General features: G+C 38.0%; 15 protein-coding genes. 14 read left to right on the top strand and 1 reads right to left on the bottom strand.

Annotated elements, in window-relative coordinates; translation table 11 throughout:
- The first annotated feature begins 89 nt into the window (after positions 1 to 89).
- From urtB to Q4496_RS14280, 14 genes are all read left to right on the top strand, one after another.
- Positions 90 to 1736, top strand: coding sequence for an urea ABC transporter permease subunit UrtB (gene urtB, locus Q4496_RS14345; protein ID WP_303610703.1), 1647 nt, complete (start codon positions 90 to 92; stop codon positions 1734 to 1736).
- Between the two features lie 71 nt (positions 1737 to 1807).
- Complete coding sequence (gene urtC / locus Q4496_RS14340; protein ID WP_303610713.1) at positions 1808 to 2980, top strand: urea ABC transporter permease subunit UrtC; 1173 nt, start codon at positions 1808 to 1810, stop codon at positions 2978 to 2980.
- Positions 2980 to 3843: an urea ABC transporter ATP-binding protein UrtD gene (gene urtD / locus Q4496_RS14335; RefSeq protein ID WP_303610702.1), complete on the top strand. Its 864-nt coding sequence runs from the start codon at positions 2980 to 2982 to the stop codon at positions 3841 to 3843. Before urtC ends, urtD begins: the two co-directional genes overlap by 1 nt.
- Entirely contained in the window at positions 3843 to 4538 is a 696-nt protein-coding gene (urtE, locus tag Q4496_RS14330) for an urea ABC transporter ATP-binding subunit UrtE (RefSeq protein WP_303610701.1), read from the top strand. Before urtD ends, urtE begins: the two co-directional genes overlap by 1 nt.
- 116 nt (positions 4539 to 4654) lie before the next feature.
- Positions 4655 to 5611 (top strand): urease accessory protein UreD, encoded by a 957-nt coding sequence (locus Q4496_RS14325; RefSeq protein ID WP_303603052.1) that lies wholly within the window; start codon positions 4655 to 4657, stop codon positions 5609 to 5611.
- A 57-nt stretch (positions 5612 to 5668) separates the two neighbouring features.
- Positions 5669 to 5971 carry an urease subunit gamma gene (gene ureA / locus Q4496_RS14320; RefSeq protein ID WP_215972534.1) on the top strand — a complete coding sequence of 101 codons (303 nt, stop codon included), beginning with the start codon at positions 5669 to 5671 and terminating at the stop codon, positions 5969 to 5971.
- Positions 5972 to 6035: 64 nt separating this feature from the next.
- Entirely contained in the window at positions 6036 to 6353 is a 318-nt protein-coding gene (locus Q4496_RS14315; protein WP_303610712.1) for an urease subunit beta, read from the top strand.
- A gap of 1 nt (position 6354) precedes the next feature.
- The gene (ureC, locus tag Q4496_RS14310) at positions 6355 to 8058 is read left to right on the top strand and encodes an urease subunit alpha (protein ID WP_215972533.1); all 1704 of its coding nucleotides are present in this window, start codon (positions 6355 to 6357) and stop codon (positions 8056 to 8058) included.
- Positions 8059 to 8131: 73 nt separating this feature from the next.
- On the top strand, positions 8132 to 8590 hold the full coding sequence (locus Q4496_RS14305; protein ID WP_215972532.1) for an urease accessory protein UreE: 459 nt from the start codon (positions 8132 to 8134) through the stop codon (positions 8588 to 8590).
- Positions 8580 to 9317, top strand: a complete 738-nt coding sequence (locus Q4496_RS14300; protein WP_303610700.1) for an urease accessory protein UreF — start codon at positions 8580 to 8582, stop codon at positions 9315 to 9317. The genes Q4496_RS14305 and Q4496_RS14300 overlap by 11 nt, the downstream gene beginning before the upstream one ends.
- Before the next feature lie 116 nt (positions 9318 to 9433).
- Positions 9434 to 10045: an urease accessory protein UreG gene (gene ureG, locus Q4496_RS14295; protein ID WP_215972530.1), complete on the top strand. Its 612-nt coding sequence runs from the start codon at positions 9434 to 9436 to the stop codon at positions 10043 to 10045.
- Positions 10046 to 10159: 114 nt separating this feature from the next.
- Positions 10160 to 10348: a hypothetical protein gene (locus tag Q4496_RS14290; protein WP_215972529.1), complete on the top strand. Its 189-nt coding sequence runs from the start codon at positions 10160 to 10162 to the stop codon at positions 10346 to 10348.
- 667 nt (positions 10349 to 11015) lie between these two features.
- Complete coding sequence (locus tag Q4496_RS14285; protein WP_303610699.1) at positions 11016 to 14138, top strand: TonB-dependent receptor; 3123 nt, start codon at positions 11016 to 11018, stop codon at positions 14136 to 14138.
- A gap of 544 nt (positions 14139 to 14682) precedes the next feature.
- The gene (locus Q4496_RS14280) at positions 14683 to 15564 is read left to right on the top strand and encodes an NAD(P)-dependent oxidoreductase (protein WP_215972527.1); all 882 of its coding nucleotides are present in this window, start codon (positions 14683 to 14685) and stop codon (positions 15562 to 15564) included.
- A 1198-nt stretch (positions 15565 to 16762) separates the two neighbouring features.
- Here Q4496_RS14280 and Q4496_RS14275 read toward each other — a convergent pair.
- Positions 16763 to 17497 (bottom strand): FadR/GntR family transcriptional regulator, encoded by a 735-nt coding sequence (locus Q4496_RS14275; protein ID WP_215972526.1) that lies wholly within the window; start codon positions 17495 to 17497, stop codon positions 16763 to 16765.
- Positions 17498 to 17683: the final 186 nt, after the last annotated feature.

Here is a 17683-nt window from a genome sequence, read left to right as displayed (position 1 = left end):
TTTTAACCTAAACCAAGCGCAGGTTAGTGACAGAATTCTTTGAGTATAAGTATAAATTGTCTGTTTTTAAAATTAAGAAGGAATACGCAATGAAGCGACTATTCTCTGTATTACTTAGTTGTATTATATCTTGGCAAGCACTTGCCAATACACAAGATATGAGTACGGTTGAAAGTACCCATGCAGACTCAACGTTGTCACAATTAGTGAACCAATTACCCACAACCAAACTCAACAAAATGTCACCTTTGTTGGAAAAAATAGCAGAAACGCGTAACGATAAAACTCGCGGTGTATTAAAAGCGATGATGGAAGGAGATCTTTATTATCTAAAAACGGATAAAACGGTTGTACTTGCATTAAAAGAAGAGTCTCTTTACAGCATTACGAATATTTTAACAGCAGAAGCGTTAGCGCCCGTTAAAAAGTCTAAACTTAGAAAGGTTAAAACTAACAATAGATTACGTGGTGATATTCGTAGTTTTATTGCTAAAATAGATTTAACAGATCCAAATAAAGCGGTGCGTGAGCAAGCGGTTAAGCAGTTACTTGATAACCGATCAAAATCTGGCCTTGCGGCTATACAATCGTTAATTACGACCGAAACAGATGATGAGGTTCGTGAATTAATGCATGTTACTTTATTGCTGAATCAATTAAAAACAGGTACTCATCACGAGGTCATGGCTGCTATTACTCAGCTTGAAGATACCTTAGAGCCATCAGTAAATAATACTATGGTTAAGATGTTAGCAGCGTTGCCTACTAACAATAAAACCCCAGAGCAAAAAGCGTTAGCTGCAAGTTTAACGAAAGTCATTAGTAGTATTGAAGATAAACGCAGCTTTTTCGGCATTATTGAAAATATTTTCTTTGGTTTAAGTTTAGGCTCTGTTTTATTACTTGCAGCTATTGGTTTAACCATCACCTTTGGGGTTATGGGCGTTATTAATATGGCTCATGGCGAAATGATGATGCTAGGCGCTTATACTACTTATGTTATTCAACTAGCTTTTCCTAACTTAATTGAATATTCGTTATTAATGGCAGTGCCGGCTGCATTTTTAGTGTCAGGTTTTGTCGGTATTATTATCGAACGTGGCGTTATTCGTTATTTGAAAGGGCGCCCTCTAGAAACCTTGTTAGCAACCTTTGGTATTTCATTAATTTTACAACAATTAGTTCGAACGATTTTTTCTCCTCTTAACCGCCAAGTACAAGCACCTGAATGGATGACAGGATCTTGGGTGATCAACCCCGTTTTCTCATTAACGTACAACCGTTTATATATCATTATTTTCTCATTAATGGTGTTTTTTACCTTACTACTTATTTTGAAAAAATCGTCATTAGGTTTACATGTTCGAGCGGTTTCACAAAATCGAGATATGGCCAGAGCATTAAGTATTAAAAGTGATAGGGTTGATGCGATCACCTTTGGTTTAGGATCAGGTATAGCGGGTATTGCTGGCGTAGTATTAAGTCAGTTAACCAACGTAGGGCCTAACTTAGGCCAGGCTTATATTATTGACTCATTCTTGGTTGTTGTTTTTGGTGGCGTAGGTAACTTGTGGGGCACTTTAGTTGCAGCGATGTCTTTGGGATCAATTAATAAGTTCTTAGAGCCGGTAGTTGGTTCAGTATTAGCCAATATTATTGTGCTAGTTGGTTTAGTGTTGTTTATACAAAAACGACCTAAAGGATTATTTCCTCAAAAAGGGAGGGCGGCAGACTAATGACTAACTCAACTAACTCAACTAACTCAGCGAACGCATTAACTGAAAATTACGCAAAAGAACCATTTTCAATGCAAAAAATATTCAAAACCTTAAGCCATTTACATGTTGTTGTTGGCACTTTATTTATTGCCACACTCTACGTCACAATATGTAATTTATTTTTTGCAGAAGGATCTTTTTTCCATGCCAGTGATTACACCGTCAGCTTATTTGGTAAGTATTTATGCTATGCCTTACTAGCGTTAGCAGTTGACCTTGTTTGGGGATATTGCGGCATATTAAGTTTGGGACATGGTGCATTTTTCACTTTAGGTGGTTATGCCATGGGGATGTACCTTATGCGTCAAATTGGCGACCGAGGTGTCTATGGAAATCCTGATTTACCCGACTTTATGGTATTTTTAAGCTGGACCGAACTTCCTTGGTTTTGGGCTGGCTCTAGCAGTATTGTGTGGATGATCGCCATGGTCTTTATTGGTCCTGGTTTACTCGCTTATATCTTTGGTTCAATGGCATTTCGATCACGGGTAAGTGGTGTTTACTTATCTATTATGACGCAGGCAATGACTTATGCCTTAATGCTAGCTTTCTTTCGCAATGAAATGGGGTTTGGCGGTAATAATGGCTTAACCGATTTTAAAGAAATAGCGGGTTTCTCCTTACAAGATCCACACACCAAGCTCAGTTTATTTGTGATCACCGCTGTCGCTTTAGGCATTGGTTATTGGATCAGTAATTTTATTGTTAACTCTAAAATGGGCCGTGTGGTTACGGCGACTCGTGATGCTGAAAGTCGCGTTCGTTTTGTTGGCTATAAACCTGAACATTATAAAGTATGGATATTTGTTGTTTCAGCCATGTTGGCGGGTGTCGCTGGCGCCTTATATGTACCACAAGTTGGTATTATTAATCCGGGCGAATTCTCACCGCTTAACTCAATAGAAATGGTTATCTGGGTGGCGATTGGCGGGCGTTGTACTTTATACGGCGCAATTATCGGCGCGATTGTGGTTAGTTATGCAAAAACACGCTTTACGGCGATTATGCCAGAAGCATGGTTATTTGCATTAGGCGGGCTTTTTGTCTTAGTCACGTTATTGTTACCTAAGGGGATTGCCGGTTTACTACCAAACCTTTTTGATAAATTATCTATGTTTAAAAGTGCTGAGTCAGAAACGTTAGCAGTAAAAGAAGTAAATGATCAAAATAAGACAAAAACAACAGAAGTGGAGGCTAAATAATGATTGTTGATAAATCAGGTAGTCCGCTTACCGCAACAGAAAACATTAAGCCAGATACGCGACACGGCGTTATTTTATATGTGGAAGATGTCAGCGTAAGTTTTGAAGGCTTTAAAGCGTTAAATGATTTGAATTTATATATTAACGACGGTGAATTACGCTGTTTAATTGGTGCTAATGGTGCAGGTAAAACAACCTTGATGGATGTTATTACCGGCAAAATTCGCCCTGACAAAGGCAAGGTGAATTTTGGTCAGCAAATTGATTTACTGCAATTAGATGAGTCTGAAATTGCTAGGGCAGGTATTGGACGTAAATTCCAAAAGCCAACGGTGTTTGAAGCGTTAACTGTATTTGAAAATATTGAACTAAGTTTAGCGGGTGATAAAGGTATTTGGACTTCTTTATTTCATAAATTAAGCGGCGAACAAAAAGATAGAATTGGGGAGATTCTACAAACCATTGGTTTAGTTAAAGAGGCTTATTATCCTGCGGGTCGTTTATCACACGGTCAAAAACAATGGTTAGAAATAGGCATGTTGTTGGCAGCTGAGCCACGTGTATTATTGGTGGATGAACCCGTTGCCGGTATGACAGGACAAGAAACTGAACGTACAGCGGAATTATTGACGTCGTTAGCGGGTAAGCATTCAGTTATTGTGGTTGAGCATGATATGGCCTTTGTTCGCTCTATTGCTAAAAAAGTAACGGTTTTACATCAAGGCTCAGTGCTTGCTGAAGGAACAATGTCAGAAGTACAGGCTAATCCAGACGTTATCAAAGTTTACTTAGGTGAAGATGATGGACAAGATAATACCGCTGCAAATAATGTGGCTGAGCAGGAAGTAGGAGCACAAGCATAATGATTGAGTTAACCTCAGTAGATCAAAAATACGGCGGCACACAAATATTATGGGACTTAAACCTTAACATTAAGAAGGGCTCTCGTACCTGTATTATGGGGCGCAATGGGGTAGGTAAAACGACCTTGTTACAAGTTATTATGGGTATGTTGCCGATTAGTGCAGGTAGCCTTGTTATCAATGACAAAGATATGGCGAAAAGCTCAGTGGAATCGCGTCCAGAAATAGGTGTTGGCTATGTACCACAAGGGCGTCATATTTTTCCGTTGTTAACCGTTGAAGAAAATTTAAAAATAAGCCTTAATTGTAAGCGCCAAAAAAGTAAAATAATTCCTGAGCATATTTATGAGTTGTTTCCGGTATTAAAAGAAATGCTACATCGCCGTGGTGGTGATTTGTCGGGGGGACAGCAGCAGCAACTTGCGATTGCTAGAGCATTAGTTTTAAATCCTGATATTTTAATTCTGGATGAGCCAAATGAAGGTATTCAGCCTAATATAGTGCAATTAATTCGTGACGTTTTATTGAAGCTAAATAAAGAACATGGCATTACCATTGTTTTGGTTGAGCAGAAATTGCCATTTGCGCGTGCTGTTGGTGAAGAGTTTGTGTTAATGGAGAAAGGTCATGTTATTGCAACGGGTTCAATGCCTGAATTAACTGATGAACTAGTTGGTAAATATTTAGCCGTTTAATCGTAAAGCATTAATCAAGTCACTGTTTTATCGAGTAATACACTATACTTCTGGGCGTTTTTAGTCATAAAATAGAAAACGCCTATAAAGTACGTTGAAAAGTAGCCACAATAAAAATGACAGAAAACATTGAAGATAAATCTAATACCTTAGATCCAAGCGCAGAAAAGAATGTCATCAATAATGTAGCGACTATCGCTCATGTCCCTAAAAATGCATGGCTTGCTAATTTATTTCTAGAATTCAGCTTAACAGCTAATGGTAGTCAGCTTACGCGTACTAAGCGACAAGGCCCGTTAACCGTACAAAAAGCGTTTTACCCAGAAGGGCGGGATTGTGCGCATATCTATTTATTGCATCCACCAGCGGGCATTGTGTCAGGGGATGAACTGCGAATTAAGATTCAAGTTAATGAGCAAGCCCATAGTTTAGTGACCACTCCGGGGGCTAATCGTTTTTATCGTGCTCGTGAAGATCTTTCTATTGGCGACTCTAAACAAGTACAGTATTGTGAGCTAAGACTTGCTACTCAGGCTAAATGTGAAAACTTTCCATTAGAAACTATTGTTTATGAAGGTGCCGATGGCTTTAATACCGTTGATGTACATTTAGCAAAAGATAGCGCTTATTTAGGTTGGGATATTACTTGTTTAGGTTTGCCTAGTGCTGGTCACTTATTTAAACAAGGTAGTTACACACAATTAAATCGTGTGTATTGTGAAGGTACATTAATGTATCACGATAGAATAGCGATTAAGCCTGACAATGATATACATCAGCATGTGGCAGGTTTAAATAACCACAGTGTCTTTGCGACCTTTATGGCTTACGCGCCTGATGAGCTGCTCAGTGTTGCTGATAATAAAATTCTTGTAGAACAATTACGCGAATGTATGCTTGAAGCGGGCGCAGAGCACAAAATTAGTATTAGCCAAATACGAAAATTATTAGTGATACGTTATTTGGGGCAGCATGCGGAAGAGTGCAAGGCACTTTTTATTCAGTTATGGCAAAAGATAAGACCGCTATACCTTAGTAAAGAGGCTAATATCCCACGTGTTTGGCATACTTAATTTATAATATTATCGCTAAATAAATAGTTATCAATTTAACATAAAGCAGAGAAACGTATGGATTTATTACCAAGAGAAAAAGACAAGTTATTGCTCTTCACTGCGGCACTATTAGCTGAGCGACGTTTAAAGCGTGGCGTAAAATTAAATTACCCTGAGGCGATGGCTTATATTTCCATGGAAATTGTTGAAGGTGCCCGTGATGGTAAAACCGTTGCTGAAATGATGGATTATGGTCGTACATTATTAACGCGTGACCAAGTGATGGAAGGTGTTGCCGAGTTAATTACCGATGTACAAGTTGAAGCAACATTCCCTGATGGAACTAAGCTTGTTACCGTTCACAACCCAATTATTTAATCGATTGATAAAATTGATTTATTTAGTTGATTTTAGTTAAACGTTAATCATGAGAGAAGCCATTATGATCCCTGGTGAAATAAAAACTGACAGTGGTAACCGCGAGCTCAATGTCGGCCGTGAACAATTAAAAATAACCGTTGCGAATTCGGGTGATCGCCCGATTCAAGTTGGTTCACATTATCATTTTTATGAAGTAAACAGCGCACTTAAATTCGACCGAGAACTAACACGAGGTTATCGTTTAGATATTACCTCAAGCACTGCTGTTCGTTTTGAGCCTGGTCAAGAACGCGAAGTGGCTTTAATCGCTTATCGTGGCAAACGTCGCGTATTCGGCTTTCGTGGTGATATTCAAGGCAGCTTAGAGGGAGAAGTATAATATGGCGACTATTGATAAACATTCCTATGCACATATGTTCGGACCGACCACTGGTGATCGAGTTCGTTTGGCAGATACCGACTTATGGATAGAAGTAGAAAAAGATTTTACGGAATACGGCGAAGAAATCACCTTTGGAGGCGGTAAAGTTATTCGTGATGGAATGGGACAAAGCCAAGCATCCTGTGCTGACACGGTAGATTTGGTTATTACCAATGCCCTGATTCTTGATCATTGGGGCATCGTTAAGGCCGATGTTGGTATTAAAGATGGTCGTGTTGCTATTATCGGTAAAGCGGGTAACCCTGATATTCAAGACAATATTGATATTGAAGTAGGCCCAGGCACCGAAGTTATTGCCGGTGAAGGACAAATACTTACTGCGGGTGGAATTGATGCACATATTCACTTTATTTGCCCGCAGCAAGTCGATGAAGCCTTAATGTCTGGCGTTACTACCATGATTGGTGGCGGAACAGGCCCTGCAACAGGTACTAAAGCGACTACTTGTACGCCAGGCCCTTGGTATATTCATAAAATGCTACAAGCCACTAATGATCTCCCGATGAACTTTGGTTTTCTCGGTAAAGGTAATGCGAGTTTACCTATTGCCCTTGAAGAGCAAATTGAGGCGGGCGTTTGTGGTTTAAAACTTCATGAAGATTGGGGTACAACACCTGCAGCAATTGATAACTGTTTATCGGTAGCTGAACGTTATGATGTGCAAATTGCTATCCATACCGATACTTTAAATGAGTCGGGTTTTGTTGAAGATACTTTGGCAGCATTTAAAGGTCGTACTATTCATACTTATCATACGGAAGGCGCTGGTGGTGGACATTCACCTGATATTATCCGTGCATGTGGTGAATCGAATGTATTACCTTCGTCAACTAACCCAACAAGACCTTATACGGTTAATACTATTGATGAGCATTTGGATATGTTAATGGTTTGTCACCATTTAAATCCATCAATTCCAGAAGATATTGCCTTTGCAGATTCACGTATCCGTAAAGAAAGTATTGCCGCTGAAGATATTATGCATGATTTAGGTGCTATCAGTATGATTTCGTCTGATTCTCAAGCAATGGGCCGTGTTGGTGAAATGATCACGCGTACTTGGCAAACTGCCCATAAAATGAAGCAGCAGCGTGGACCTTTAGCGCCTGATACTGAACGCAATGATAATTTTCGTGCCAAGCGTTATATTTCAAAATATACCATCAATCCAGCGATTAGCCACGGTATCAGCCATGAAGTTGGCTCAATTGAAGTAGGTAAATTAGCTGATTTGGTATTATGGAAGCCGGCATTTTTTGGGATTAAACCGGCGACTATTTTAAAGTCTGGCATGATTGCGGCAGCGCCGATGGGGGATGCCAATGCATCGATTCCTACGCCACAACCGGTTTATTATCGTCCTATGTTTGGCGCGCACGGGAGTGCGGCAGCGCAAACATCAATGACTTTTATGTCTAAAGCTTCAATTGATGCTGGTGTACCTGAAAAAATAGGTATGACACGCTTAGTTGGTGTTTGTAAAAACACAAGAAATATTGGTAAAGACGATATGATTCATAATGATTGGCAACCAAAAATTGAAGTAGATGCACAGACTTATGAAGTGCGCGCTAATGGTGAGCTATTGACCTGTGAGCCAGCAACTTCATTGCCTCTCGCACAATTATACTGCTTGTTTTAATTGTTCTTCATTGAACAAAGCATTAGCATTAATCGTTAGTTATTAAAGAATATTAGCAAGGTTAGGAAAATACATGTTACAAGCATATGAACGTTTAGATCATACTCATAGTGAAATAGCCGATTCAATTACATTAGATCAAGACACGCGAAAAAAAGCCCGTATTAAAGGCAAAACGGATAATGGTTTAGATATTGGTATTTTTATGGAACGTGGTCACCCCTTGTTAGTGGGTGAAGTATTAAAAACTGAATGTGGTTTATTTATAGAAGTTAAAGGCGCGAATGAACCTGTAGCAACCGCAACAGCAACCGATTGGTTAACATTTTGTAAAGTGTGCTATCACTTAGGTAATCGTCATACGTCATTGCAAATTGGTGAATTATGGGTGCGCTTTAAACCTGATTATGTATTAGAAGAGCTTGCGGAAAAGTACGGTTTAACCATTGATCATACGCCAACTATTTTTGAACCTGAAAATGGTGCTTATAGCAAAGGCAGTCATGGGCACTCACATTCTCATGCACACTAGTACGTACACTAAAGCTTTAGACGCTGAGTTATTTGGCAAGCCACAAGCTGACCCAATTCAACTGAATAGGCTTTTACAGCTATGCAGTGCTAATCTGCCAGTGGGAGGTTTTTCGTTTTCTCAAGGATTAGAGTATGCGGTGGAAATGGGCTGGTTAGTGTCACCAGAAACGACTGCTAGTTGGATAAACATCAATTTAGCAGAATCTATTGCGCAAACTGATTTAGCAATTTTAAAGCGATTATTTATCGTATTAAACAATGATGATATCGCTGGGTTTAGTTCTTGGAACACGCACTTAATCGCATGTCGAGAAAGTCATGAGTTGTTATTGGCTGATTTAGCGATGGGTAAAGCGTTAATTCGACTAATTAAGCAACTTGATAGTATTGATACAACGCCTTACCAAGTAATAATGGATATACAAGAAATTAGCTTTGTTAGCGCTTTTGCACTTTGTGCGTATGTTTTTAAGCTGGATTTAATTTCAGCACAAAGTGGTTACTGTTGGACATACATTGATAACCAAGTTGCGGCTGCTACCAAGTTAGTGCCACTTGGCCAAACCCAAGCTCAAAATTTACTCTTTGAGTTAACTGAAAATACACAGACCATTATTGAAAAGTCGAACAAGGTAACCGATGAAGATATAGGTACTAGTTTACCGCACTTAGCGATGGCAAGTGCTTGGCATGAAACGCAATATTCACGACTGTTTCGCTCGTAGTAATTGTTTGTAATTAACACTTATTATTTGAACACATTGTTTAAAGTTTATGATGTTGGAAGTGCAATCATGGTTAACAATACAATTTATTTAAAAAGACATTAAGAGAATATAGAATGAAAAAACAAGTTTTACGTATTGGTGTTGGTGGTCCTGTTGGCTCAGGAAAAACCGCTTTATTACGCGAGTTATGTTTAGCCTTACGTGACAAATATAATATGGCGGTTGTAACTAACGATATTTATACCCGTGAAGATGCTGAGTTTTTAACTAAAAATGATGCGCTAGCAGCAGATAGAATAATGGGGGTAGAAACCGGTGGTTGTCCTCATACTGCTATTCGTGAAGATGCATCAATGAACTTAGCCGCTATTGATGAGCTACAAGCATTACATTCAAATTTAGACTTTGTGTTAATTGAAAGTGGTGGTGACAACTTAAGTGCTACTTTTAGTCCTGAGTTATCTGACTTAACTATTTATGTTATTGATGTCTCTGCAGGCGATAAAATACCTCGTAAAGGTGGTCCTGGTATTACTAAATCGGACTTATTGATTATTAATAAAATCGATGTTGCTGAGTTAGTTGGTGCTTCACTTGAAGTGATGGACCGAGATACTAAGAAAATGCGCGGCGATAAGAAGTTTATTTTTTCTAATATGAAAACCAAGCAAGGTTTAACCGAGATAATCGAATTTATTGAAAAAGAAGGTATGTTGAAAATTTAATTTTTGATGATCTGATTTTTACACAGTTAGTTTTTTGATAACCCTAACTGATAGCTTAAAGTTAAGCTATCAGTTATTTATTTTTACTTATTCTCATTACTTTAAGGATTTATTATGAACGTTTTAACAGTATTTATTAGTTTTTTAAGCTTATTTACCGCACAAGCATTTGCACATACAGACCACGCATTAGGTGATGGTTCACTGCACACTTTTTATCATATTACTTTTTGGGTTGTTTTTGCGCTAGTGGTATACAAAGGGTATACGTGGTTTAAAAAGAAAAACGCTCAAAAAAATTAATTTATATAAGGTTGTTGAATAAATAGAGGATAAATTAATCATCTACTATCTATCAGCAACCTTTATTTTCTCTATTAGGTCTATTTTACTACACTTATCTGTGCCTTATTTTCTTCTTTTATTATAACTTGTACTCTCATCTAGCAAGCCCAATAAATAATCTTATACTTACCATTAATATGAGTATATTCCCTCTTTAAGTGTTCATACCAATTGGTATAACCACCTTGTAATTTACAATACTATTGTTACTATTTTCTATTTGTTTTTTAAGTTATTGATTGTCTTATAAAAACAAGGTTAAAACCATGTTTTTTAATTTATATTACTGATTATAAAGGGAAATTTTTATTTTTATTACAAAGGTAATAGCTTCACTCTACACTATTAAATTCTTCGTATATAAGTGCAATTACTCTAATAAATAAATTGATGAATAAAAATTAATTTTTTTTATTTGTTTTATTTCAATTGGTTATGATTGCTGCATTACCAATAAGCAGTGTTTATATTGAATATACAGAATATTGGTAATAATAGATTGTTGACAATATTTTGGTTATTGGTTAGTTTAAGTTGTTGTCTAATTAAAATTATAAAAGTTCAATAAATAAAAGCCCAATAAAATTTGAACAATTATTAAACCAATAATATGAAGGCGGGGAATATGAAAAACATAATAACTACTAGAAAAACAAAGTTAGCTGCTACAGTTCAACAATTGTTTACCGGTAAAAGCATTCGCAATAACTTATCTGTTGCTTGTTTAGGCTTGGCATTACCATTTGCTGCAGTTGCAGCTGATGAGCCAGCTAATGGCGTACAAAAAGAAGCAGAAATTGAAGTTATCTCTGTTACGGGGATGCGTGGTTCACTTACTAGTGCGCTTGCGCAAAAACGTGATACAGATAACTTAACTGAAGTTATTATGGCAACAGATATTGGTAAGTTGCCAGATCAAAACTTAGCTGAGGTACTTGAAAATGTTACCGGGATTCAAATCACCAGAACAGCCGGTATTGGTACTGGTGTGCAAATTCGTGGTAGCAACGCTAACCGAGTTGAAATAAACGGAGCTTCTACTGTAGGTTCAGGTGCTGGACGTAACGGCATGAACTTTGAAGATCTTTCTGCAGCTATTATCGCTGGGGTTGAAATCACTAAAGCACCAGAAGCTAAAACTACTGAAGGCTCTATTGGTGGTACAATTAACTTACGTACTATTCGTCCGCTTGAATTAACCGAAACGTTAGGCTCACTTCGTGTACAAGGTGAAGATAGTAGTCTTACTACCGATGGTGTTCAACCAAGAATATCGGGCGCTTATGGTGATAATTGGCAGCTTGACTCTGGTGGTAAAGTTGGTTTTGTTGTCAGTGGTAGTTTTACAAAACAAGAAGCAACTTCATTTCGTCCTCGTGTTGATCGCGATGGTGGTCTTGTAGAAAATGCTAGTGCTGATGTTTATAGAGGCTTTGGCGATGATCGTCAACTAGAAAATGTAGCGACCGATAGACCTGTAGCGCAAAACTTTGATTTTCTTGGTATTCAATTTTTGAACCAAGAATTAGAAAATTTTGAATATGAAACAACAAATTTAGCAACGACATTTGAATATGCACCAAATGATAATATGAAGTTTTTTGTTGATGCCATTATTACGAGTCAAGAGCGTCGTCAAGAAAGTACGCGTGTTCAAGCTTCAGGTGTAGGTAGTGTACTTAACTATAACTTACCTGATACCTTTGAAACAGTAAACTTTGGCTCACTTGATGGTGTTAATTTAGGCAGCATTCAAGCAGCGACTACAGGTACAATTCAGCCATTTTTAAATGTACATGATTCTGATCCAAACCTGCGTTTTAACAGCGATACTGGTGCGCGTGTAACAGATACTGAAGTATTTAGAATTGGTGGTGAATGGCAAGATGATAATTTATTTATCAGTGCAGAGGTTTCATATGCAAGTTCAGAAACATCGACACCATCATTAAATTCGCAATTAAACTTTATTAACCCTAATACTCCGCTTTCTGATTTAGACGCTGATGGTAATATTACCAGTGATACTGATAATGATAATGCTGTACCGTTTGCTTATGACCTTACCGGTAATTCTTTAGCCTTTGGTATTGATTTCGACTCGCCATTCGCGCCAAGTGTTGATGACTTGCTTGATTACAACAATGTTGTTTTGGATCAGGTTGATATCTCGCAAAATACTAACGAAAACTCTGATACAGCATTTCGTGTAGATTCAACTTATTACATTGATGATAACATCGTCACTTCTGTTGATTTTGGTTATCGTTATAACAAAACTAAACACAGTGCAGTGACCATTTCAGATCGAATTGGTGGCTTTAGCAAAATGATTGATAGCCCAAATGGTGCATTATTCCAAGAGCTACTTGTTCCGGGGCCAAGTCACTTTGGTGATGCTGATGGTCGTGAGTTAGCACTGCGTAATTTCTTAATTATCGATCCAGATCGTGCATTTAATGATCCAGATGGTGTTATTGAAATATTAGAGCAGGCGATGCTAGAAAATGCTGCGGTAACTGGTGGTTCACCGAGCTTACCTGATTTAACACCTAGTGATACTGCTGCTTTTGATATTGAAGAAGAGTCTCATGCATTATATGCACAAGCAAACTTTGAATATGAAATGATTCGCGGTAATTTTGGTGTACGTCATGTATCAACCGATATTGCTTCAACAGGTAACACGGTAAGTAATAATGTTGTAACACCAGTAACAACAACGGCTGATTACAGCTATACTCTGCCTCGTTTAAATTTAGTTGCAGACGTAACTGATGATATTGTTGTGCGATTAGGTTGGGGTAAAGATATTTTACGCCCTAACTTTGGCGACCTAAATACATCTGTTTCATTTGGTACTAATGAAAACCAAGCATTAGAATTAGGTAATGCGGGCTTAGAGCCAGAGGAAGTGACTTCATTTGATATTTCAGCAGAATGGTATTTTGCTGAAGCGGCTGTAGTAAGTATCGGTTACTTTAAGAAAGATCGTAATAACTTATTTGTTACCGCTTTAGATAGTGCTGCACTTGACGGTAATGGTTTACGCGATACAAACCCTGCCTGTTCAGGTGGTGGTATCTGGAATCCGTCAGTTCAACCTATTCTTTTAGGTGACCCTAACTCTGAAGGTTTATGTGTGGATCGTCAATCTAAATTTAATGATTCAGCGACTGTTACACAATCAGGCATTGAATTGGCCTTCCAATATGATCTATCAAGTTTTGAAGATGATTTAGGTTGGGCTTCAGGGTTTGGTGTTGTAGCTAACTATACAATCCAAGATTATAGCGGTGGCTCTGCAACATATACTTCAGCAACCCGTGGTACAGATATCTTTAATGCAATAAATGGCATTTATGATGATCAAGAATTTGTAACCTATTCATCTGATCAAGGACTGCTTGATTTCTCTGAAAATGCTTATAACTTTGCGGTTTATTATGAAAAGTATGGCCTTTCAGCAAGACTACGTTACACATGGCGTGAAGCGTACCGTACTGAAGATACTGCTGCTGGCGCAAGCTTAAACTCTACACTAGGTTTCCCTGTTGTTACACATGACAGAGGACAACTTAATGCGAGCATAAGCTATGACGTAAATGACCAATTGAACCTAGGTGTTGAAGCAGTTAATTTAACTGAATCTGATATTACTCAATCTTGTGTTAATGAAGGTGCTTTATTATGTGCTCAAGGTATCACTGACCGTCGTATTACTTTTGGTGCTAGCTACCGTTTCTAATTTATTTTAAACCTAAATTAGCTTTTACAAACTAGTTTAGGTTTTATTAAAGTATGTTAGTTTTGGTTATATATAGCATGTAAATTATATTTACAATATAACCATTTTTGGTAAGTTTTAATGAAAGCGTAATAATGAAGAAGTAGATTATTAATCATTAAATATTAACAATAACGCAGTATTTGATTTAGGTTAGATACTGCGTTTTTTATTGAGAAAATGATTATATATTTCATCCGAACCTCATTAAACAAACCTTCTTGTGTTATTACCAATTATTGTAAATTGGTTGACATGTTGAGTGTCATTGGTTAGTATTAAATTGTTCCTGATTGTTAGGCATATTAACTAACCAGTTAGTTGGTATTAAATAGTCACAGTATTAATCTTTTCAGTGACTCAAAGTTATGCAGATATACCACTTTTGGTTTGCACAATAGATTCTAATCAAAGTTGTTATTTGGTTTTAGATTAAATAGTAATCTGAGTTTAGGTGAAGAGTTTCACACTCAGATAAACATAAAAATATTTTTAGGAGTTAGATATGACAAAACCTACTATAGGTTTCATCGGCCTTGGCCTTATGGGCGGCAACATGGTTGAAAACTTACAAAAACGTGGTTTTCAAGTAAACGTTATGGATCTTAACCAAGCTGCTGTTGATGCGGTACTTGCTCGTGGTAATGCTACGCAATTTACTTCTGCTAAAGAATTAGCTGCTGCTAGTGATGTAGTTGAATTTTGTCTTACAACTTCAGCTGTTGTTGAAAAAATTGTATATGGTGAAGATGGTGTTTTAGCTGGTATGAAAGAAGGTTCAACTTTGATTGACTTCGGTACTTCTATCCCAGCATCAACAATTAAAATTGGTGCAGCCCTTGCTGAAAAAGGCATTGGTATGATCGACGCTCCTTTAGGTCGTACTCCTGCACACGCTAAAGATGGTTTGTTAAACATCATGGCAGCTGGTGATATTGATACTTTTAATAAAGTTAAACCTTTACTAGAAGAGCAAGGTGAGAATGTATTCCATCTTGGTAAATTAGGGGCAGGCCATACAACTAAGTTAATTAATAACTTTATGGGTATGACAACTGTTACAGCGATGTCACAAGCTTTTGCTATAGCAAAACTTGCTGGTGTTGACGGTCAACAATTGTTTGACATTATGTCTGCAGGTCCATCTAACTCGCCATTCATGCAGTTCTGTAAGTTTTATGCAGTAGATGGTGAAGAGAAATTAGGTTTCTCTGTTGCAAACGCAAATAAAGATCTTGGTTACTTTAATCAAATGGTTGCTGATCTTGGTAGTGAGTCTTTAATCGCTCAAGGTACTTCTGCAAACCTACAGGCAGCTGTTGATGCAGGCCTTGGTCAAAATGATGTGCCAGTAATTTTTGATTACTTTTCTAAATTAGAGAAGTAATTAGCGATATTTAGCAAAGTAATTTTGATGGGATAGTAGCTTGTATTACTATCTTTTAGCCTCTCATCTGAGAGGCTTTTTTTTTGTCTAAAACAACCTACTTTTTAAATATTCTTGGTTATCCTTAATATTTAGTTATCCTTAATAATAAGCCATTCTGAATGATCACCGTCATCCTGAACTTGATTCAGGATCTCAAGTGTTATGCTGCTTTACGAGGAAGATTCCGTATTAAGTGACCAACGGAATGACAGGGGAAGGGCAACGGAGTGACGACGAATGTCGCCTGTTCTTATTAGGCGAATAAATTCTCCCCTACGGTGATGTCGGTCACCTTCGCCTAACAATGTTTTTTTAGGGCGTATGTAGGGTGAATGTAGGGGGAATGTAGAGGCGACTTCAGTCGCCTGTTCTTATTAGACGAATAAATTCGCCCCTACGGTGAGGTCGAACACCTTCGCCTAACAATGTTTTTTTAGGGCGTATGCAGGTGAATGTAGGGCGTATGTAGGGGCGACTTCAGTCGCCTGTTCTCATTAGGCGAATAAATTCGCCCCTACGGTGAGGTCGAACACCTTCGCCTAACAATGTTTTTATAGGACGTATGCAGGTGAATGTAGAGCGTATGTAGGGGCGACTTCAGTCGCCTGTTCTCATTAGGCGAATAAATTCGCCCCTACGGTGATGTCGGTCACCTTCGTCTAACAATGTTTTTTTTAGGGTGTATGTAGGGTGAATGTAGGGCGTATGTAGGGGCGACTTCAGTCGCCTGTTCTCATTAGGCGAATAAATTCGCCCCTACGGTGATGTCGAACACCTTCGTCTAACAATGTTTTTATAGGACGTATGCAGGTGAATGTAGGGCGTATGTAGGGGCGACTTCAGTCGCCTGTTCTTATTAGGCGAATAAATTCGCCCCTACGGTGATGTCGAACACCTTCGTCTAACAATATTTTTTTAGGGCGTATGTAGGGTGAATGTAGGGGCGACTTCAGTCGTCATTCTGAACTTGATTCAGGATCTCAAGCGTTATGCTTCGTAGTGTATGGATTCGCTATCCTACGTACTATTCAACCACACACACGGGATTCCGTATTAATTGACCAAAGGAATGACGTGTTTAAAACTTCAAAGGTAAATAAAGAGAGAAAAGAGTTGCCGGCATAGGTAATTACCGGCAGAACTGATAAATTATACTTTAGATACTGGCAGCGTTAGGTATCGAATAGAGGCCACGTTGCTCACTGTTTTTGCGCTTTATTTCTTCTAATGCTTTAGTTTCAGCTGCATCAAATAGTGTATTAATAAGACGGTTGAAATGCCCATGCATTGCTTGGCGTGCTTCTGTTGAGTTACCTGATTCTAATGCATGATAAATAGCTTTATGTTCAGCTAGTGTCTGTTCATTATCGCGACTACAAACACTATTATAATCATCAATAATAGCAGGTGTAGAAGAGCGTAGATCCCATAAATTTTTAACTGATAAAATCATGGCAGCATTACGAGTACTCTTCGCTATAATGCTGTGAAATTCTTCATCAGCAGCAGCAATGTTTTTCTCGTTTTCCATATCAACGAGTGTTTTATATAGCTGTTTTAATTCAGGTTCTGTTATCGTCGTTGCGGCAATAGCAGCAACTTCACCTTCAATAAGTGCACGAGCTTGAGTTACCTCAAATGCATTTACTTTTTCAGCAGCACCAGCAATATTATCAGACTCAAGTACATAAACACCGGATCCTGTTTTTACTTCAATACGGCCTCTCACTTCTAACGCAATAATAGCTTCTCTGATAGTTGGTCTACTAACATCAAAAGTTTGAGCGAGTTCTCGTTCGGGCGGTAAACGACTTCCGGCAGAATAAGTGCCCGAGTCTATAGATTTTTCTATATTTTCGACAATACGCCAAAACAGCCTGCGATTGCTCATAATGATTCCTTAACAAAAATTATAATGACTCATAAGAGTTATCTGTCCCGTTATGATAGCGATTTATATGGCTTTTGGCAAAAGCAAATCGGTAATTATTTAACAGTATTTGTTATTTTTGGTATAAAAAAGCGAGAAAGTTACTAATAGTATTGGTATTACATGCTTTAATATTTGCAATTAAAT

Source organism: Colwellia sp. 5_MG-2023 (genome assembly GCF_030547795.1).
GTDB lineage: Bacteria > Pseudomonadota > Gammaproteobacteria > Enterobacterales > Alteromonadaceae > Colwellia.
This window is presented reverse-complemented; position numbering and strand designations above follow the sequence as displayed.